The sequence below is a fragment of the Streptomyces sp. NPDC050703 genome, assembly GCF_040654435.1.
Taxonomy (GTDB): domain Bacteria; phylum Actinomycetota; class Actinomycetes; order Streptomycetales; family Streptomycetaceae; genus Streptomyces.
On sequence record NZ_JBFAHX010000048.1, the window covers coordinates 32,890 to 52,553 of the forward strand.

Below are 19,664 nucleotides of genomic sequence, written 5' to 3' on the forward strand. Positions count from 1 at the left end.
CGCGTCGGCCGCTGCCCACCACCCCGCCACGCCTACCGCGAAGGACGTCATGGAGCCCTACGAACTCGCAGCACTGGAAGCGGTGACCACACGTCCCGCGCGGTCCTACCGGACGCTCACGGCCGAACGGATCACTCCCGTTCTCGGCGCCGAGATCTCCGGCGTCGACCTGTCCGAGGAGTTGTCCGCGGAGCAGCTGGAGGAGATAGCCACCGCGTTCCACGACCACCACGTCCTGGTCTTCCGCGACCAGACGATCACGGTCGAGGACCACAAGCGGTTCGCCGCCTCGTTCGGTGAACCGCGTCCGGTGAACCCGCCGCCGCCCGAGGGCGACCCGTGCGTCCTGGAGATCCGCACGACGTCCGCCGCGGCGAACGTGGCGGGCAACGGCTGGCACGCCGACGGCACGGCCGACGCCGAACCCTCACTGGGCTCGATGCTGTACATCACCGAGATCCCGGAGCCGGGCTGCGGCGGCGACACCCTCTTCGCCAACATGCACCTGGCCTACGAGATGCTGTCCCCGGCCATGCGTTCCCTGCTCGACCCGCTCACCGCCGTCCACGACGGGGCCCAGGCCCTCCAGGGCTACGTACCGCCCCCGGACTACGTCATCCCGAAGAGCGAGCACCCGCTGGTCGCCCGCCACCCCGTCACGGACCGCAGGCTGCTCTACGTCAACAAGGCGTACACCAGCCGCATCCCCCAGCTGTCCGCCCAGGAGAGCGATGCCGTCCTCGCCATGCTCTTCGACACCGTCGCGAGCCGGCCGGTGCTGCACTGCCGCGTCCGCTGGACGCCGAACACCCTGGTCTTCTGGGACAACCGCTGCGTCCAGCACCACGCGACGTACGACTACTACCCCTATGCCCGGTACGGCCGGCGCGTCGCCATCAACGGCGGCCCCGTCAAGGGCTGACGTCAGGAGCCGTGCGCGCTCGTCGGCATGGACCGGCCGAAGTAGGTGTACGGCTCCTTGGAGAGGCCGGCGGTCGCCGCGGAGAAGCTGACCGCGTGGGAGGAGATCACGCCGTCGGCGGAGCCGCGCAGGCTCCACAGCGCTCCGTTGCTCGTGTTCTCCATGGGGGCGGCGGCCGCCAGGTCGGCGTGGCCGTCACGGTCGGTGTCGGTGAGGCGGACGGCGGACCCGAAGCGGTCGTAGGGCTCGTTCGCGCCCGGGACGCCTTCGGTGCCCTGGTGCACCACCTGGGAACCGGTGCCGGTGAGGCCGTCGGCGGAGCCGCGCAGGACGACGACCTCGCCGGTGTTCGGGACCGAGCCGACGGTCTCGAACTCCACGCCCACGGCGACGTCGTCGTAGCCGTCGCCGTCGACGTCGCCCGCCGCGACCGCCTCGCCGAAGGCGTCCTCGGGCTCGTCGGTGCCGGGGACGCCCGGGCTGTCCTGGGTGAGGGTGCGGCGGGTGGACGCCGTCAGGCCCTCGGCGCCGCCGGTGTACGCGGTGACCGCGTTGTCGTCGGGCGAGCCGAGGACCAGGTCGTCGCGGCCGTCGCCGTCGAAGTCGCCCGTGGCGGCCGTGTGCGCCTCGTCGGGGAGGGCGGTGTACGTGGTCGTGGCGCCCGGGTAGACGAGCGTGGCGCCGTCGAAGCTGCCGTCCTTGTCGTATCTGCCGCCTACGACCAGGTCGTCCCTGCCGTCGCCGTCGAAGTCCCCGGCCGCGAGGGAGCGGTAGTACTCGGAGCTGTCCGCGACGATGTCCGTCTGCAGACCGCGGTGTCCCGCGGCACCCGATTCGCTGACCCCCTCGAAGATCCACACGTCGTCGCTGCCGGTGCCGACGGCCAGTTCGGGGCGGTCGTCTCCGTCGAAGTCGCCGACGGCGAGACGGTTGCCGAAGAGGTCGTGGGCGCCGGGGGCGGGATCGGGCAGGGTGGTTCCTCCGTCGACGCCTGACTTCGAGCCCCACAGCACGGCGACGGTGCCGCCGTCCACGTCGTCGCCGACCTTCTCGTGCGGGGTGCCTGCGACGATGTCGGTGTAGCCGTCGCCGTTCAGGTCACCGGTCGCGAGGGCCGACCCGAAGCGGTCGTTCGCCTCGGAGGCGCCGGGGACGCCGGGCGAGTCCTGAGTGACGATCTCGGACCGGTCGGCCGATATCCCGCTGGACGAGCCGGTGTTGACGACGATCGCACCGGCTCCCGAGGCGCCCGCCACGGCGACTTCGGACGCGGTGACGAGGTCACCGTAGCCGTCCCCGTTCACATCACTCCGCCCGTTGTTCTGCCCGCCGGAAGCGGGGGCGGGCGCGGCGTGCGCCGGAGTGACGGCGAGAAGACCGGCCGCGAGAGCGACGGCAACGGCGGAAGCGGTGCGGTGGAGGGGGCGGTGTGGCTGTGGCATGGAACCTTCTCTGTCGTTCATGGGCGGGCCGGTCGGTCCTCGCGGTCAAGGCCGCCGGGGGCGCTCACGTCGGGTGGGCGGCGCCTTGTGCACGGCGGCGGAGTTGCAGGAGGCGCGGTCGATGCTCGCCTGGTCACGGCGGCGCTGCTCCCAGCGCCCCGAAGACCGTGAGAATCGTCGCCATGCCGCCTCCGCCGTAGACCTCGGTGAACCGGGCGTCAGGTTATGGCTCGGTCCGCGAGGGGAGGCAGGTCGTGGCGGCGGCAGAGTCCGGGGGCCTTCGTTGCCGATGTCCGGCAACGTGGTCGCGGCGCGCGCCCGCAGCGCTCAACGGCGCGCGTCGTCGCGTGGCCACAGCCGCAGCTTCTCCGGGTTGCGGACCGCCCAGACCCGGGTGACGCGGCCGTCGCTGACGTCGAAGGAGGCCACCGTCATGACGACGCCGTCGCGCCGTGCCACCAGGCCGGGCGCGCCGTTGACCGTTCGTTCCAGGAGTTCGAGTCCGGGCGCCTTGTCGGCGATGGCGACCATGTACTGGGCGATGCGGGCCCCGCCTTCGACCGGGCGGAGGGCCGCGCCGACCATGCCGCCGCCGTCCGCCGTCATCACGGCGGCGGGGTCGAGGAGGTCGACGAGGGCCGCGATGTCCTTGGCCTCCCACGCCTCCTTCACGTGACGCACCGCGCCGGCCTGCCCGGCGGCCGATGCCGGGGCACTCCCCGCCCGCACCCGCCGCCGGGCGGAGGCCGCCAGCTGCTTGCAGGCCGCCGGGGTCCGGTCGAGGACGTCGGCGATCTCGGCGAAGGGGTAGCGGAAGACGTCGTGCAGGACGAACGCCACGCGCTCGGCAGGCGTCATGGACTCCAGGACGATGAGGAAGGCCATGGTCACCGACTCGTCCAGGATCATCTGATCGGCTAGGTCGGTGCCGTGGGCATGGCCCCACTCGGCATGGTCGGGCAGCGGGTCGGGGAGCCACGCCCCGACGTAGCGTTCGCGCCGGGCACGCGCCGAGCCGAGCATGTCCAGGCAGATGCGGCCGGTCACCGTCGTCAGCCAGGCGCCGGGTGACGCGATCTCGTCCTGCCGGCTCCCCGGCAGCGCGTACCAGCGGGCGTACGCCTCCTGCACGGCGTCCTCGGACTCGGCCAGCGAGCCGAGCAACCGGTAGGCGATGTTGATCAGTTGACGCCGCTCGGCGGCCATCTCCTCGGCACTCGCCCCAGCCCCCATGCCCCGGCCGCCTCCCCCTCGCCTTACCTTTCACGGGCCCGTGTCGTCGGGCAGGTGAGACCTTATCGATCTACCGCCCCCGGGCGGAAAGAGGGGACCCCGACATGTCGACCCAGGCGACGGCACAGCACCGCTTCTCGTTCCTGCACATCGCGGTCGCTCTGCAGACCCTGACCATCTTCCTCCAGGCGGTCTCCGCCGGACTGCTGCTGACGTCCTCCTACGGTGAGGCACTGCACAGCGTCGGAGCCCGGGTGATGTACGGGGCGTCGATGCTGTACGTCCTCGCGGCCGTGCTGGCGTGGAAGCCGGGCGGCGGCTCGCCCCGGCCGATCTGGTACGCGTCCGGCTTCCTCGCCCTCGCCTCGGCCCAGGTCGTGCTCGGCGTCGCGCACGTGCCGTCCGTCCATCTCCCCCTGGGGGTCCTGATGTTCGGGCTGAGCCTGCTGGCGCTGGCACGGCGCTGAGTGCCTGCCCGCCTACCGCGTGGCCGGGGCCGTGTCCGTCCACGCGGCGCGCAGCGCCTTCTTGTCGACCTTGCCGACCTTGGTCGTCGGCAGGCTGTCGAGCAGGACCGTTCTGCGGGGCGTGTACAGATCGCCCAGTTCGGCGGTGACCGCCGCGCCGACCGCGTCGGGATCGACGTCGGCGTCCCGGGCCGTGGCCAGGAAGATCTGTACGGCCTCTCCGTACTCCTCGTCCGGCACGCCGAGCGCCGCCGCGTTGCGGACGCCGGGCAGCGTCAGGAGGAAGTCCTCAAGGACGCGGGAGTAGACGTTGTCGCTGGTGCTGCCGGTGACGATGATGTCCTTGGCCCGGTCGACGAGATAGAGGTGGCCCTCGGCGTCGAGGTAGCCCATGTCGCCGGTGCGCAGCCAGCCGCCGTGCAGTGCCTCCGCGGTGCGTTCGGGGTCCTCGTAGTAGCCGAGCATCACCGTCCTGCCCCGGACACACACCTCGCCGACCTGCCTGGCGGGCAGCGCCCCCGCGCCGTCCTCGCCGCGGACCTCGATCTCGGTGCCGGCTATCGCGCGGCCGCAGCTGCCCCACAGCTCGGGCCGCCGGGCTCCCTCCGAGGCGAGGTCCTCGGCGGCGAACGCGGCGATGCCGAGTGCTTCGGACTGCCCGTAGCCCTGGCCGATGACGGGTCCGAGGACGTCTACCGCCTGCCGCAGCCTGCTGGGCGACGAGGCCGCGCCGCCGACGACGACGCGCCGCAGCGCGGGGAGCGCGCCCGGCACGCACTCCGGGTGGTCGAGGAGCGCGTAAAGCATCGGCGGTACGAACATCGTGGCGGTGATCCGCTCCTCGCGCAGCACCTCCAGCGCCGCGCCCGCCTCGAACTCGGGCAGCACGACGAGCACGGACCCCGTCACCAGTGCCTGCACCGTCATGAGGTGGCCGCTGCCGTGGGTGAGCAGCGTGGCGGCGAGCACCCGCTCGGTGCCCGGGCTCGTGACGGGGAAGGCCGCGGGCCTGGCGTCGTCGGGGTCGCCCTGCACCAGGTCGAGCAGGGCGTCGTAGAGGCGGTGGCTGTGTGCGGCGAGCTTGGGGCGGCCCAGGGTGCCACCGGTGTAGAGAACCGTGACGGCCTCGTCCTCCCCCGGCGCGGGCACGCCTTCGGGGCGCTCCTCCGGGCACTCGGCCGCCAGGGCGAGCAGGTCGGTGCACCGCTGCTCGCAGGGCCCGAGGCTGAGCAGTGCGGGGGTGTGGACGCTGCGGCCGGCCGCGTCGGCGGCCCGTTCGGCGAAGAGCGGGTCGGTGACCACGGCGCGCGCCCGGGACTGCTCGACGAGTGCGGCGAGTTCGCCGGGGCCCGGCTCCGGTGGCAGGAACACGACGCGGCAGCCGATGAGGTGGACCGCGAGCTGCGCGAGGACGGATTCCACGCGATTGGCCAGGAAGAGGCCCACTCCGTCGCCGGGTTCGAGGCCCTGCCCGCGCAGGGCGTGGCCCAGCCGGAACAGCTGCCTCCGGGCCTGGCCCCGGGTCAGCCGCCGCTCGCCCTGGACGAGCGCCTCGGCGTCCTCGTCCTGGTACCAGTGGTCCAGGACCCGGTCGACGTAGGTCTGCGGCCCGGCTGTTTGCTGTGCGTTAATGATCATGGGCATATGCAAACATGCCGCGGGGATTCCCCGGGTTCAGAGGGGGGCCTCTTCGGCCATCGGCTCGCGGCGTATCATGCCCCGGCCGGACCCGGCGTCGGCTGCATGAGGCGCAGTTGCAGCATGAGGGCGAACCGTACCGAGGGGTCCTGGAGGTCGACCCGCGCCACTTCGGCGACCCGGCGGACGCGGTAGCGGAAGGTGTTGGGGTGGACGAACCCGCTCGCCGCCGCGGCGGCGGTGTCGCCGAAGGCGTCCAGCCAGGCGCGCAACGTCTCGACCAGGTGTGACCGGTGCCTGGCGTCGTACTCCACCAGCCGGGCCACCGGGCCGAGCAGCTCATCGCCCCGGGCGGCGGCGAGGTCCCGCATCTCCAGCAGGAGCGCGTCGACGGAGACGTCGGCGATCGACGCCACCCGTCTGCCGCCCGGCTCGCTCATGAGGACCCGCAGGGCACGGTCCGCCCGGGTCCGTGAGGGGCCGAGCGCCGACGGGTGGGCCGCCACCGACCCGATGCCGATGACCACCGGGGAGCGCTTGCCCGCGCGCTCCACGAAGTCGGTGGCGATCCGCACCGCCCGCTCCCCCCCGTCCGCCGGGTCCGCGGGCACCGGGACGACGGCGTACGTCACATCGCCCAGCAGGGCGAGTGCCGACCGCGGCTGCACCGCGTTGAGGTGGATGCCCAGGGCGCTGGTCAGCCGCTGGCGTTCCGCCGCGAGCCGGGCGTGGTCGCCCCCCTCTCCGGTGAGGCCCATGGCCATCACCACCGTGGACGCCTTCACGAGCCCCAGCCGGTGCAGGGCGTCCACCGCCCCCGCGCCGCCTTCGAGGACCGTGCCGACGAGGTCGGCCCGCAGCCGGTTCCGCGCGTCGGCGCCCGCCCGGTGGCGCAGCAGGTGCAGCGCGACGAGTTTCGCCGCGTCCTGGAAGGCCCGCTCGCGGTCGGGGGTCAGCGGCTCCTCCACGGCGGCCCACACCGAGCCGAGGAACTCGTCGCCGGCGCGCACCGCGACGGCGATCCGCGGAATGGCCGTCTCGCCCTCCGCGAGGGCCGCGGGGGCGATGTGTACGGGCCGGTCGCTGCGGTACAGCTCGCTGAAGACGCCGCGGCCTTCGAGAATCCGCAGGTAGGCGTCCGGCACCCGGCGGGCCAGGATCGTGGCGACGCGCGCCTCGTCCGCCTCGTCCTGGCGGCCGGAGAAGGCCAGGATGCGCTGGCGGCGGTCCTCGATCGTGACCGGCGCGTCGAGGAGCGTCGCGACGGCGTTGGCCAGTGCGAACAGATCGCCGCTGGGGACTCCCCCGAGCGACTCCGCGCCCGCGTCGCCGACGTCCCCCTCGGTGAGCAGTGTCCGCAGGAGCTGCGTCAGCTGCGACCACGACGCGCCCTGGGTCAGGCTGAGCAGGGCCACCCCCGAGGCCGCCGACGCCGCGGCCAGCGCCTCGTCGCGCTCGACCGGGCCGCGCACGACGAGTGCCGCCGCGCCGTGCCCGCCGGCCTCGCGCAGGAGCCGGGCGATGCCCTCCGTGCCGTAGACGCCGACGCCCAGCACGATGGCGCGCGCCGGGTAGGCGACCTCGTCCCCCGGATCGTGGATGACGACGCCGCCGACCTCGTCGGCCGGTTCGGGCTCTCCCGCCACGAGGTCGAGCAGGGCGGGACTGAAGTCCGCGAGCACCCGGGCGAGGCTGGTGCGACGGTTCGTCGGCTGGTCACTGATCACCGTGCAAGGCTAGGCGGGCCGTACCCCGGCGGTTCCGGGACGCTCGCGCCCCCACTCGGGTGAGCCCCGCGGGAAGCGGCGAGTCCATGTGCCCGGCGCGGGTACCCGTGACGGCATGATCAAGCGCGCACTGTGGCAGGGACTGATCGCCGGCACCGCCGGAGGCGTCGTGATGACCCTCGGCGAGAAACTCGAACAGGCCCTCACCCGACGGCCCGACTCCCACGTCCCCGCACGGGTGCTCCAGCGCCTGGCCGGACTGCCCGAACACCCCGGGAAGCAGCCCGTGCCGGTGAACTGGGCCATGCACTTCGGTCAGGCCGCCCTGCTCGGCGTGGTGCGCTCGCTGATGGCCCAGTCCGGCCCGCGCGGCCCGCTGGCCTCGGCGAAGTTCACCGTCGTGCGTCTCACCAACGACCAGATCCTGGAGAACGCCACCGGCGTCGGCGCCCCGCCGTCCACCTGGCCCCGCAAGGAGCTCGTCGTCGACGTGCTGCACAAGGCCGTCTACGCCTTCGCGACCGGTGCCGTCGCCGACGCGCTCGCCGCCCGCAACGGACCGGGCCCCGGGCAGCGGCACGCCGCCCTGCGCCCCGGCCGCCACGCCGACGTCGGCCCCCTGCCGCGCCGGAAGGCGTACGGCGGGTAGGCCGACGTCGTGTGGGGGACGGGAGTCAGCCGAACGGGATCGTCAGGGTGGAGTCGGCCGATCCGGTCCTGAGCTTCGCCGGGGCGTTGCCGATGGCCGACCAGACCTCCAGGCGCACCGTGCCGCCCTTCAGGTCACCGAGGGAGCCGGTGGACGACTTGAGGCCGCTGCCGTCGCCGTAGGTCTCCCAGCCGTTCACCGGGTCGGTGGCGAAGTAGCGGTACGTCTCCGTCCGGTCGAAGGTGCCGTCGCCGGTGAGGTCGTAGCTGATCCTGGCCTGCTGGCCGAGGCCCACCGCGGTGCCCGCGTCCACCTGGAGGCGGAAGGCCGTGGACTTGCCGGAGGCGAGGGTGCCGTTGACGTTCTTCGCCTCGTAGACCAGTGGCTGGTGCGGTGTGCCGTCGTGGTTGGTGCCGCCCGCCGACGCGATGGTGTCGCTGCCGGGTGTGGCGCCGGTCGCCGTGGTGAGCGTGCCTCCGCCGCGGAGCTGGAAGACGTTCCCCGTGGGCGGGTCGGGGTCGGGGTCGCCGCCGCCCGTCCCGGTGCCCGTGGCCGTGGAGCGGGCGGGGACCGTGAGGGTCGCGCCGTCGGAGAAGGTGACCGTGCGGGGCGAGGCGCCGAAGTTGTGCGCCGCGTAGGTGCGCGTCGTCCCCTTGCTGAAGACCGCCGACGTCGGGATGTCGCCCGTGATCGTCGTGTCGGGGGCGCCCAGGGCGTCGAGGGTGTTGATCCAGTGGTACGTGTGCGCCTTGGACTCCCCCTGCTCGGGCGTGTAACCGGCGTTGCCCACGTCCCACTTGCCCTTGGCGGCGGCCGGATCGGCGAGCGACTCGAACTCCCAGAGGATGTCGCGCCATTCGACGGCGGGGCCGCCGTTCTCCCGCACCATCTCGGCGAGGTTGCGCCGGATCGCGGCCTTGTCTCCGGCCAGGTGCAGCGAGCCACCGGTGACCGGGAGGACGTTGATGCCGTGGATCTCCTCCGGGTTCGCCGTCCACCACGTGGAGTACGCCGCTCCGCTCCCCCACACCATCCCGGCCGTGTCGTGGCCGAAGGCGGAGGGGAAGACCTGCTGGTCGGCGTCGAACCAGTACTGGGCGATCGCCTCCGACTCGGTGGTCAGGAGGTAGGCGCCGAGATCGCGGAGTTCGGCGTCGTCGGTGGCCGAGCCCCAGAGCACCAGGGCCGCGCTGAGGTTGGTCGACTCCGACGAGGACTCCTGGTTGTTGCCCGCGGCGAAGCCCTGGTGCCCGGAGGCCCAGCTGTGGCCCGCGTAGACGTCGAAGCCGCGCAGGAAGGGGAAGGCGGAGTCGCCGCGGGCGGGGTTGGCGGCGTCCTTGATGAGGGTCTTGACCATGCCGCCCCAGGCGGAGTCGGCGGCCCACGCGCGGTCGTACTGGGCGACGATCGCCGCCGCGTAGACGTAGTAGCTGTAGTGGAAGTGGTGGTCGTTGAGTTCCGTGTCGCTGCCGTACGACGCCGGGTAGCCGATCAGCGTCTTCCAGTCCTTGTCGTAGGAGAACTCGCTCGCGCCGCCCGCGGTGAACCACTCCTGGAGGCGGCCCTTGAGCAGCCCGAGCAGCTTGTCGCGGGTGGCGCTCTCGCCGATCTGGTCGGCGACGGGGACGAGCTGGGCGAGCCTGCCGAGCGCCTTGCCCGTCCAGTACGTGTCGGTGGCGCCGGAGAACGGGTCGGCCGCGTTCGCCACGTCGTCGAGGTGGTTCTTCAGGCGCGTCCGGTCGACGCCGGACGACTTCGGCAGGGCGGGCAGGACGGCCGAGGACTTCTGCGTGGTGGTGAAGGACTTCCCCTCGCGGACCTTCATCGTGCCGCGCGGCGACGGGTAGGTGTAGGAGGTCAGCGGGTCGTCGGTGTGCAGCCACTGGTGGCGGTAGAGGGCCTGGAGCGTGCCGGTCTCGCTGCCCTCCTGCGCCTGCGTGGTGAGGGTGTAGGTCGCCTTCACCGAGCCCGCCGAGGAGGACCAGCTCGCCTTGGAGCCGGTGACGAAGCTGTAGGCGTACTTCTTGTACGTGGCGAGCGCGGCGGTCGACGGGAGGACGGCCACGGAGAAGTAGTCCTTGCCGCCCAGACCGGCGCTGAGCGTGGAGCCCGAGACGGTCCAGTCGCTGCCGCTCGGGGCGAAGAGGGCGTAGTGGTGGCCGCCGACCGTGATGCCGAGGACGTTGCCCTGGTCCGCGAAGACGGCCGGCGCGGCGGCGGTGGTGATCCGGGCGTCGCCGCCGGAGCCCTTGGCGTAGACGAAGGGCAGGCCGTGGCCGATGGTGGTGCGCAGGGTGCGGGTGCCGTCGGACCAGTAGGGCGTGACGGTCCAGTCGGACCACGCGTCGGCCCTGGTGTCCGGGGAGTTGAGCCCGGTCAGGCCGAGGGTGAGGTCGCGCTTGTGCGCGTACTCGTACTGGCGGCCCTCGCCGACGACCGCGGGGCTCGTGGGGTGGCCGACCTCCAGGCCGCCGGCGGTGGCCTGGTAGGTGAGCGGGTGTCCGTACATCGGGGTGGAGTACGGGTTGTCGCCGTAGCGCTGGTAGGCGAGGGACGACCACCAGTCGTTGGTGGGGACCGGCTTGCCCTTGGCGGCCGCGGTGACCTTGGGGGTCACGGGGGCGCCGGTGTTGGTGGTCGGCCCGGAGGTTCCCGCGGGGCGGGTGTCGGAGTAGCTGCCGGAACCTACGGGGACGTTGGCGGCGGCCGCCGGAGTGGCGGCGGGGCCGAGGCCGATGGCGGCCAGCGCGGCGGCCAGCACCAGGGCGGCGGCCCGTCTGCCGTGCGGGGCGGGTCGTCTGCCCTGCGGGGCGGGTTCGGATCGTCTGCCGTGCGGGGCGGGTCGTGCGAGGGAGTCTGGCATGGACGGCACCTCGTCATGAAGGAAAGGCTCTCTGAGAGCGCTCTCATGTGTCGAGGAACGTAAAACTCTTGAACACAAGCGTCAATAGCTGGGGCAGGCGTGAAGGGGGCCCCGCCGGCGCGGCGGCCCCCGCCCGGCGGCGACACGTCGTGCGCGCGTGGCGTCCTGACCCCGGGCCCGGACGCCCGACCGCGATCACCTCCTCGGGGCGAAAACGGTCATTGCGCGCTCGCGGCCGGCCTCACCACGATCTCGTTGACGTCGACCTCCGCGGGCTGGGAGAGGGCGTAGGCGATGGCGTCCGCGATGGCCGAGGCGGGCAGGGCCACGGCGCGGTAGGCCCTCATGGCCTCCCTGGCGACGGGGTCGGAGATGCCGTCGGCGAGTTCGGACTCGGTCACGCCCGGGGAGACGAGGGTGACCCGGATGTCCCCGCCGGACTCCTGGCGCAGTCCCTCCGAGATCGCGCGGACGGCGAACTTGGTGGCGCAGTAGACCGCGGCGGTCGGCGAGATCTCGTACGCGCCGACCGAGGCGACGTTGACGAAGTGGCCGCCGCCCCGGGCGCGCATCACGGGCAGCGCGGCGGCGATCCCGTGCAGGACTCCCCGCACGTTCACGTCGATCATGCGGTCCCACTCGTCGGTCTTCAGCGCCTCCAGCGGCGAGAGCGGCATCACCCCGGCGTTGTTGACGACCGCGTCGAGACGGCCGTACCTCTCACGGGCCGCGGTCACGAAGGCCCGGACGTCGGCGGCGTCCGTGACGTCGAGCCGCTGGAACTCCGCGGTGCCCCCGGCCGCGGCGATCTCCTTCACCAGTGCTTCGAGACGGTCGGTGCGCCGCGCCCCGAGGAGCAGGCGGTGACCGTCGGCGGCGAGCCTGCGGGCGGTCGCCTCGCCGATCCCGCTGCTCGCTCCGGTGACCGCCACGACCTTGCTGTCCGTGTTCGTCATGTTCGCTGTTCCTCTCGGCGTCGATCTGTCCTGCCCGACCGAGTCTGGGCGGGCCGAAGACCCCCGACCAGGACGTTCGCCGCCTGGGTGCGCCACACCCAGGCAGCACCCCGCTCCTCCCGTCTAGCCTGGTCGGCATGACCGACAACCACCTGGGAGAGTTCCTGCGCGCACGCAGGGCCGCCGTGCGACCGCAGGACGTCGGCATGGCCAGTTACGGAGTGCGCAGGGTCGCCGGGCTGCGCCGTGAGGAGGTCGCCGTCCTCGCCGGGATGAACGTGGACTACTACACCCGGCTGGAACAGGGCCGCGAACGCCACCCGTCGGCCCAGGTCCTCGACGCGCTCGGCCGCGCCCTGCACATGGACGCCGACGCCCACGCGCACCTGCACCGACTGGCCGGGACAGTGCCGGGCATCCCCTTCGGCCACACCACGGACCAGGTCGGCCCGGCCCTCCGCCAGCTGATGGACGGCTACCCGGGCGCCCCGGCGTTCGTCATCAACAGGACCCTGGACATCCTCGCGGCCAACGCCCTGGCCGAGGCGCTGCACTCCCCCTTCGAACCGGCGGACAACCTGGCCCGCATGGCCTTCCTCGACCCGGCGGGCCGGCACTTCTACACCCGGTGGAGCGGCACGGCACAAGCCCTGGTGGGCCATCTGCGGCAGGCGGCCGGCGTCGACCCGGACAGCCCGCGGCTGCGCGAACTCGTCGGCGCGCTCAGCGAGCACAGCACGGACTTCAGCCGCCTGTGGAGCACCCACGCCGTGCGGGGCAAGACCCAGGACGCCAAGCACCTCCTCCACCCGGACGTCGGCGCCCTGTCCCTCACCTACCAGTCCTTCGACGTACGGGACGCCCCAGGCCAGCAACTGATCATCTACCAGGCCGAACCCGGCAGCCCCAGCGCCCAGGCCCTCGGCCTGCTCGGCTCGATCCACGCCACCGCGCACCGGATCTCCCCGTGAGGAACGGATCACCTCTGCGGTGAACGGCACCTCCACCGTCCGCACCGCCACGTATCGTGCTCGTGCATGCCGCCACCTCGTGCATGCGGAGACGGCGTACGCGAACCACAGCGTGGAGGGGAGCACCATGAGCACCACGATCGGTGTCGAGGAGTTGGAGGCGGCGGCGGCACGCATCGCCGGGCACGTGGTGCGCACCCCCACGCTGCCGAGTCCGGGGCTGAGCGCGCTGCTCGGCGTCCCGGTCACGGTCAAGCTCGAACTGCTGCAGCGCACCGGCTCGTTCAAGGTGCGCGGTGCCGCCCTGAAGCTGCTCTCGCTCACCGGTGAGCAGCGCGCGGCCGGGGTGGTCGCGGTGTCCGGGGGCAACCACGGCGTCGCCGTGGCGGAGATGTCCGCCTCCCTCGGGGTGCGCGCCACGGTGGTGATGCCGCGGACCGCCCCGGCGCGCTCGGTGGCGGCCGCTCGTGCCGCAGGCGCCGACGTCCGGCTGACCGCGACCATGGCCGAGGCCTTCGCCCTCATGGAGCGGCTGGAGGCCGAAGGGCTCACGCTGCTGCATCCGTTCGCCGACCCGGTGGTGATCGCGGGCCAGGGCACCGTCGGTCTCGAACTCGCCACGGACTCGGGCGAGTTGACGGACGTCCTCGTGTCCATCGGCGGTGGTGGTCTCATCGCCGGTGTGGCGGCGGCGCTGCGGGTGCTGCGGCCGGGCGTGCGGGTGTGGGGTGTGGAGACCAGCGGCGCCGACGCGATGTCGCAGGCTCTGGCCCATGGTGGGCCGGTGCAGGTGAGCGTGGACTCCCGCATCTCCACGCTGAGCGCGCCCACCGTGTCCCCGCTGACGTACGCCATGGTGCGCGACCTGGTCGACGAGGTGCTGGTCGTGCCCGAGGCGGAGGCCTTCGCCGGCGTGCGGGAGCTGGCCGAGCACGCCAAGGTGTGGGCCGAGCCCGCGGCGGGGTGCCTCCTCCCGGCCGCGCGCCGGGTCCTGGCCAAGACCGGCGAGGAGACGCGGCTCGGCCTGGTGGTCTGCGGCGGCAACGTCTCGGTGGACGACGTGACCGGCTACGCGGGATGACGGAGGACATCAACTCCGCAGGTGGCGGGCCGGACATCAGCGGAACATCAGCGGGACGTGAGCGGCCGGGCCCACGCTGGTGGTCCGGAATCTGGTGATCAGGAACACACGGCGCCTCCTGGGTCCCGACCGCGGCAGCTGATTATGTGGTCGACGAGGGGCAGCGGTGCACACCCGTGTCTGCCGTGCTCGGCCCTGGCCTTCGTGGAAGCGCAAAGGAGCTACAGCCCGTGCGGCAGACCGTCGAGAGTGACCCTACGACTGAGCGGGTGCGGTTGTCCGTTCACACATCGGACCCCCTCTCCCGGGCCGGCGTCCTGAGCCAGCTCCGCGGGTACCCCGAGATCGAGTGGGTGGACACGGGCACCGCCGAGCGGGAGAGCGGCCACGTCGCCCTGCTCGTCGTCGGGTCCGTGGACGAGACGACTCTGCTGCGCCTGCGCAACCTCGTCCACGGCGAGGGCGCCCGGCCGGTCCTGGTGGTCGAACGCATGCGGGAGGCCGACCTGTTGAACGTCGCCGGATGCGGCGTCACCTCGATCGTCTGGCGCAGAGAGGCGACGCCCGCGCGATTACTCCGCGCCATCCTCGCCGCCCACCGCGGCGAGGGCGACCTGCCCGCCGATCTCCTCGGCACCTTCCTCACCCGGATGGGGCAGCTCAAGAGCGGCGCACCGGGACCGGCGGGGCTCCCCACGATGGGCCTGACGCCCCGTGAGGTCGAGGTCCTCCAGCTGGTGGCGGAGGGTCTCGACACCGCGCAGATCGCGGACAAGCTCGCCTACTCCGAGCGGACGGTGAAGAACGTCCTGCAGAACCTGACCTCCCGCCTGCACCTGCGCAACCGCACCCACGCCGTGGCCTACGCGGTGCGCGCGGGCTACATCTGAGCGCCGACCGCGGCGCGGCGCACACGTCCGACGCGGCGGGGGCCGGACCGCCTTCTCGTCCGGCCCCCGGCCGCACACCCGGCTAGCCGACGGCCACCGCGCCGCGCAGCGCCTCACGCGTCAGCGCGATCACCTCCGCCGCCCGCGGGCTGAGGTAGAAGTGGCCGCCGCGGAACGTCCGGATGTCGAACGCAGCCGTCGTGTGGGCGCGCCACGCGTCGGCCTCCGCCACCGTCGTCTTGGGGTCGTCGTCGCCCACCAGGGCGGTGATCGGGCAGTCGACGGTCGCGTCGACGGGCCCGTACGTCTCGATGGCCCGGTAGTCGCTGCGGATGGCGGGCAGCACCATGCGCAGCAGCTCCTCGTCGCCGAGGACCTGGGCGTCGGTGCCGCTCATGGCCTTCATCTCGGCGACGATCCCGTCGTCGTCGCGCTGGTGGACGTTCTCCTCGCGCCGTGTCGAGGGCGCGCGCCTGCCGGAGGCGAACAGCATCGCCGGCGTGTGCCCCTGCTCCTGGAGCCTGCGCGCGACCTCGAAGGCGATGATCGCGCCCATGCTGTGCCCGAAGAACACCACGGGGCGGTCGAACAGCGGCGCCACCACGGGCGCGATGCGGTCGGCCAGTACGCCGATGTCGTCGACGTTCGGCTCGGAGCGCCGGTCCTGGCGGCCGGGGTACTGCAGGGCCGTCACGTCGCTGTCGCTCTGGAGCGCCGCCGAGACGGGGAAGTAGAAGGTCGCCGAGCCGCCCGCGTGCGGGAAGCACACCAGCCGTACCGGGGCGTCCGGTGCGGGGTGGAACCGGCGGAGCCAGAGGTCGCTGCCGTCGGTAGCAGTCATGTTGGTCGTCCGTTCTGCTGTGGTTGTCGGTACTGGTTCGGTTTGGGGTGCTCAGGCGGAGTTCTCGCTGATCGGGGCTTCCGCCAGCCAGGTCCGTACGGCGTGCGCGGTCGACTCCGAGTGGTCGTCCATGAGGGTGAAGTGGTCGCCGGGGACGTCGGTTCCCTCGTGCGGCAGGGGCCACTGGGGCTGCCAGTCGTCCTCGGTCGGCAGCGCCCGCGACTCCCCGGGCGGGAAGGTGGCGTGCACGTACAGTGTCGGCGTGTCGAGCGGTTCGGGCTTCCAGTCGTCGAAGATCCGCAGGTAGCCGCCCTGTCCGGTCAGCTGGGCCCCGGTCATCAGCTCGAACGCGTCGCTGTTGGCCGCGCGCTTGCGCAGTGCCTCCTCCAGGCGGTCCTCGAACGAGGACGTGGCTGTGTACGTGTCGAGGAGTACCACCGCCTGCGCCGCACTGCCCCGCCGTTCGAGCAGCGCGGCGACCGCGTTGGCCATCCAGCCGCCCGAGGAGTAGCCGAGGAGGACGAAGGGGCGGCCCCCTGCCTGCCGCTGGACGGCGTCGGCCTGGAAGCCGACGACCGCCTCCCTGGTCGCGGGCAGCTTCTCCCCCGGTGCGAAGCCGGGGTGGGGCAGCACGGTCACGTCGCGTTCGCCCGCGAACACGGGGGCGAAGCGGCCGAAGTAGTGCGGTCCCGAGGGCGCCATCGACGGCGGGAAGCAGAGCAGCGGGGTCGCCGGGCCCGTCGCCAGCGTGACCGGCGGCAGGGCGGGCACCTCGTCCGGCGTCTCGAAGACCGGCCGCACCAGCGCGGCGGCGTTCACCATCTGCCACCCCTCCTCGTACCGGCCGAGTTCGCAGGCCTGCCGGTAGAGGCCGGTGAGCGTGTCCTCCACCGCGAGGGCGGCGGCGGACGCGGGGGCGTCGTCCCGCGGCCCGGTCGCCGTGGCGAGTTCGCGCCGCAGGTACGCGGCGAGCGCCGGCCCCGTGGGCTGGTCGAAGACGACCGTGGTGGGCAGCCGGAGGCCGGTCACGCCGGCGAGGCGGTTGCGCAGTTGCAGCGCGGTCAGGGAGTCGAGGCCGAGCTGGGCCAGGGAGCCCGAGACGTCCAGCTCCTCGGGTGCGTAGCCGAGCACCGCGGCCGTCTGGTCCCTGACGAGCAGCTGGAGTTCCCGCACCTGCTCCTCCTCCGTGAGTCCGGCGAGCCGCTGCGCCAGCGGCTCCTCGCTCGCCGCCGCGGTCGCCCTGGCGGCCCGCGGGCGCACCAGGCCGCGCAGCAGCGGTGGTACCTCGTCGGGGCCGCCGCGCAGGGCGGCGATGTCGAGCCGCATCGGCACCACGACCGCCTCGTCCGCCGCGCACCCGAGATCGAACAGCGCCAGGCCCTGCTCCTGGGTCAGGCCCGCGAACCCGGAGCGCGACATCCGCGCCACGTCGTTCTCCGCCATGCCGCCGGTCATCGCGCTCGCCGTCTCCCACAGGCCCCAGGCCAGCGAGGTCGCGGGCAGTCCCGCGGCCCTGCGGTGGTGGGTGAGGGCGTCGACGAAGGCGTTGGCCGCCGCGTAGTTGCCCTGCCCCGGGCTGCCGAGGATGCCCGCGGCGGAGGAGAACAGGACGAACGCGGAGAGGCCGAGGCCGCGGGTCAGCTCGTGCAGGTGCCAGGCCGCGTCGACCTTGGGCCGGAACACCGTGTCGAGCCGCTCCGGGGTCAGCGAGCTGATCGTCGCGTCGTCGAGGACGCCCGCCGAGTGCACCACACCGGTCAGGGGGTGGTCGGCGGGCACATCGGCCAGGAGTGCCGCCAGGGCGGCGGGGTCGGTGACGTCGCAGGCGGCGAGCGTGACGTGCGCGCCGAGGCCGGTCAGTTCGGCGCGCAGGTCCTCCGCGCCGGGGGCGGCGGCGCCGCTGCGGCTGGCGAGGACGAGGTGCCGTACGCCGTGTCCGGCCACCAGGTGGCGGGTGACGAGGCCGCCGATCATGCCGGTGGCGCCGGTCACCAGGACGGTGCCGCCGGGCGCGAACGTGAGCCCGCTCTCCGCGTCGGAGGGCCGGGACCGGGCGATGCGCGGCACCAGTACGTCGCCGCCGCGCACGGCCGACTGCGGCTCGGACGCGGTGAGTGCGGTGGACAGCACGGGCCAGGAGGTGTCGTGTCCGTCCACGTCGACCAGCGTGAACCGGTCGGGGTTCTCAGACTGCGCCGAGCGGATCAGACCCCACACCGTCGCGTCGGCGAGGTCGGGCACGTCCTCGTCGGGGCCGGCGGCGACGGCGCCGCTGGTGACGAAGACGAGGCGGGAGTCGAGGAACCGGTCGTCGGCCAGCCACTCCTGGGCGAGGCGCAGCGCGCGCAGGGCGGCGGTACGGGCCGCGTCGACCGGCGCCGCGCCGTTCCCTTCGGCACCGTCCGCCGCGAGGCACGGGACGACGACGAGACCCGGCACCCCGGCCTCGGCGAGGGCCGCGAGGCTGTCGTGCTCCTGGACGGCGATACCGGCCGCGGCGAGGCCCGCGCCCACCTTCAGCTCGTCCGGGCCGACGACCGCGCAGCCGCCGACGGGAGCGGGGGCGGCCCCACGGGCCGGTGCGGCCACCCACTCCAGCCGGAACAGCGCGTCGCGGTGGCGTGCGCCCCACTGGTCGGCGGCGACCGGCCGCAGCACCAGGGACGCGACCTTCGCCAGGGGGTTGCCCCGCACGTCGGTCAGTTCCAGGGTGACGGCGTCGGGTCCGGCGGTGGTGAGCCGTACCCGTGCCGCCGTCGCGCCGGTCGCGTGCCACCGGATGCCGCTGAAGGAGAACGGGAGCCGGGGGCGCCCCGCGTCTTCGACGAGGCCGCCGAGCATGCAGGCGTGCAGCGCGGCGTCGAGCAGCGCCGGGTGCAGACCGAACGACGCGGCGTCCCGGTGCTGGTCCTCGGCGAGCGCGACGTCGGCGTACACGGCGCCGTCGCCGCGCCATGCCGCCCGCAGGCCCTGGAAGGCGGGTCCGTAGCCGAAGCCGGCCTCCTCCAGGGTGTCGTAGAGGCCGTCGAGGTCGACGGGCTCGGCTCCGGCGGGCGGCCACTGCGTGGGGGCGGCCGGTCCGGCGGGCTCGGTGGGCTCGGCGGTGGTGAGGAAGCCGGTGGCGTGCCGCGTCCAGTCGGCGCCGGTGGCCGCGTCTTCGGGGCTGGAGTCGATGTTCAGCGCCCGCCGGCCGGTGCCGTCGTCGCCGCCGACGGTGACTCGCAGTCGTACGCCGCCGCGTTCCGGCAGTACCAGCGGCGCGGCCAGCGTCAGTTCCTCCACCTCGTCGAGGCCGAGCCCGCTGCCCGCCGCGAGTGCGATCTCCGCGAAGGCCGTGCCGGGCAGGAGCGTCGTCCGCGCGACGGCGTGGTCGGCGAGCCACGGATGGGTGTCCGTGCCCAGCCTGCCGGTGTACACCAGGCCCTGCTCGTCGGCGAGGTCCACGACGGCACCGAGCAGCGGGTGCTCGGCGTCCGCCAGGCCGAGACCGCCGGCGGCGTGCGCGAAGCGCAGGTCCAGGGGAGCGTCCAGCCAGTACTGCTTGTGCTGGAAGGGGTAGGTGGGCAGGTCGGCGGGCCGCCCCGCGGGCACGACGGCCCGCCAGTCGAACGGCATGCCCTCCACGTACGCCTCGGCGGCCGAGAGCAGGAACCGGTCGAGGCCGCCCTCGTCGCGGCGCAGCGTGCCCACCATGACGGCGTCGCCCCCGGTGGCGTCCACCGTCTCGCGCACGCCGATGGTGAGGACGGGGTGGGGGCTGCACTCCACGAACACGCCGACGCCGTGGTCGAGGAGACCACGCGTGGCGTCCTCGAAGCGCACGGTGTTGCGCAGGTTCTGATACCAGTACTCCGCGCCGACCTCGCTCCCGGCCAGCCACTCCCCCGTCACCGTGGAGAGCATCGGCACCGTCGCGGGCAGGGGCTCGATTCCGGCCAGGACCTCGGCCAACGCCTCCTGGATACGCTCCACGTGCGGCGAGTG

14 protein-coding genes are annotated in these 19,664 nt (G+C 73.4%); 6 read left to right on the forward strand and 8 right to left on the reverse strand.

Annotation, left to right across the window (positions count from 1 at the left end; genetic code table 11):
• The first annotated feature begins 49 nt into the window (after positions 1 to 49).
• The gene (locus AB0I16_RS30790; protein WP_363252920.1) at positions 50 to 922 is read left to right on the forward strand and encodes a TauD/TfdA family dioxygenase; all 873 of its coding nucleotides are present in this window, start codon (positions 50 to 52) and stop codon (positions 920 to 922) included.
• A gap of 2 nt (positions 923 to 924) precedes the next feature.
• Here the strand turns inward: AB0I16_RS30790 and AB0I16_RS30795 are convergent, their stop codons facing one another.
• Both AB0I16_RS30795 and sigJ read right to left on the reverse strand, forming a co-directional pair.
• The gene (locus AB0I16_RS30795) at positions 925 to 2,364 is read right to left on the reverse strand and encodes an FG-GAP repeat protein (protein ID WP_363252921.1); all 1,440 of its coding nucleotides are present in this window, start codon (positions 2,362 to 2,364) and stop codon (positions 925 to 927) included.
• Positions 2,365 to 2,691: 327 nt separating this feature from the next.
• Positions 2,692 to 3,597: an RNA polymerase sigma factor SigJ gene (gene sigJ / locus AB0I16_RS30800; RefSeq protein ID WP_363252922.1), complete on the reverse strand. Its 906-nt coding sequence runs from the start codon at positions 3,595 to 3,597 to the stop codon at positions 2,692 to 2,694.
• 104 nt (positions 3,598 to 3,701) lie between these two features.
• Between sigJ and AB0I16_RS30805 the strand changes: the two genes are divergently transcribed.
• Positions 3,702 to 4,064: a hypothetical protein gene (locus tag AB0I16_RS30805; protein ID WP_363252923.1), complete on the forward strand. Its 363-nt coding sequence runs from the start codon at positions 3,702 to 3,704 to the stop codon at positions 4,062 to 4,064.
• Between the two features lie 12 nt (positions 4,065 to 4,076).
• Here the strand turns inward: AB0I16_RS30805 and AB0I16_RS30810 are convergent, their stop codons facing one another.
• Together AB0I16_RS30810 and AB0I16_RS30815 are read right to left on the reverse strand one after the other, a co-directional pair.
• Positions 4,077 to 5,702, reverse strand: a complete 1,626-nt coding sequence (locus AB0I16_RS30810; protein ID WP_363252924.1) for an AMP-binding protein — start codon at positions 5,700 to 5,702, stop codon at positions 4,077 to 4,079.
• Positions 5,703 to 5,776: 74 nt separating this feature from the next.
• A complete protein-coding gene (locus tag AB0I16_RS30815) occupies positions 5,777 to 7,429 on the reverse strand; it encodes a helix-turn-helix domain-containing protein (protein WP_363252925.1) in 1,653 nt (550 codons plus the stop codon).
• 115 nt (positions 7,430 to 7,544) lie between these two features.
• Between AB0I16_RS30815 and AB0I16_RS30820 the strand changes: the two genes are divergently transcribed.
• The gene (locus AB0I16_RS30820) at positions 7,545 to 8,078 is read left to right on the forward strand and encodes a hypothetical protein (protein WP_363252926.1); all 534 of its coding nucleotides are present in this window, start codon (positions 7,545 to 7,547) and stop codon (positions 8,076 to 8,078) included.
• A 25-nt stretch (positions 8,079 to 8,103) separates the two neighbouring features.
• Here the strand turns inward: AB0I16_RS30820 and AB0I16_RS30825 are convergent, their stop codons facing one another.
• Positions 8,104 to 10,941 carry a glycosyl hydrolase gene (locus AB0I16_RS30825; protein WP_363252927.1) on the reverse strand — a complete coding sequence of 946 codons (2,838 nt, stop codon included), beginning with the start codon at positions 10,939 to 10,941 and terminating at the stop codon, positions 8,104 to 8,106.
• Between the two features lie 218 nt (positions 10,942 to 11,159).
• Positions 11,160 to 11,897: an SDR family oxidoreductase gene (locus AB0I16_RS30830; RefSeq protein ID WP_363252928.1), complete on the reverse strand. Its 738-nt coding sequence runs from the start codon at positions 11,895 to 11,897 to the stop codon at positions 11,160 to 11,162.
• Positions 11,898 to 12,034: 137 nt separating this feature from the next.
• On the opposite strand from AB0I16_RS30830, the gene AB0I16_RS30835 reads away from it, so the two are divergent.
• The 3 genes from AB0I16_RS30835 (at position 12,035) to AB0I16_RS30845 (ending at position 14,839) form a co-directional block, all read left to right on the forward strand.
• Positions 12,035 to 12,868 carry a helix-turn-helix transcriptional regulator gene (locus AB0I16_RS30835; protein ID WP_363252929.1) on the forward strand — a complete coding sequence of 278 codons (834 nt, stop codon included), beginning with the start codon at positions 12,035 to 12,037 and terminating at the stop codon, positions 12,866 to 12,868.
• 127 nt (positions 12,869 to 12,995) lie between these two features.
• Positions 12,996 to 13,949, forward strand: coding sequence for a threonine/serine dehydratase (locus AB0I16_RS30840; protein ID WP_363252930.1), 954 nt, complete (start codon positions 12,996 to 12,998; stop codon positions 13,947 to 13,949).
• A gap of 269 nt (positions 13,950 to 14,218) precedes the next feature.
• Positions 14,219 to 14,839: a response regulator transcription factor gene (locus AB0I16_RS30845; protein ID WP_363252931.1), complete on the forward strand. Its 621-nt coding sequence runs from the start codon at positions 14,219 to 14,221 to the stop codon at positions 14,837 to 14,839.
• A gap of 82 nt (positions 14,840 to 14,921) precedes the next feature.
• Here the strand turns inward: AB0I16_RS30845 and AB0I16_RS30850 are convergent, their stop codons facing one another.
• Positions 14,922 to 15,680 (reverse strand): alpha/beta fold hydrolase, encoded by a 759-nt coding sequence (locus tag AB0I16_RS30850; protein ID WP_363252932.1) that lies wholly within the window; start codon positions 15,678 to 15,680, stop codon positions 14,922 to 14,924.
• 51 nt (positions 15,681 to 15,731) lie between these two features.
• Complete coding sequence (locus tag AB0I16_RS30855) at positions 15,732 to 19,652, reverse strand: SDR family NAD(P)-dependent oxidoreductase (protein ID WP_363252933.1); 3,921 nt, start codon at positions 19,650 to 19,652, stop codon at positions 15,732 to 15,734.
• Positions 19,653 to 19,664: the final 12 nt, after the last annotated feature.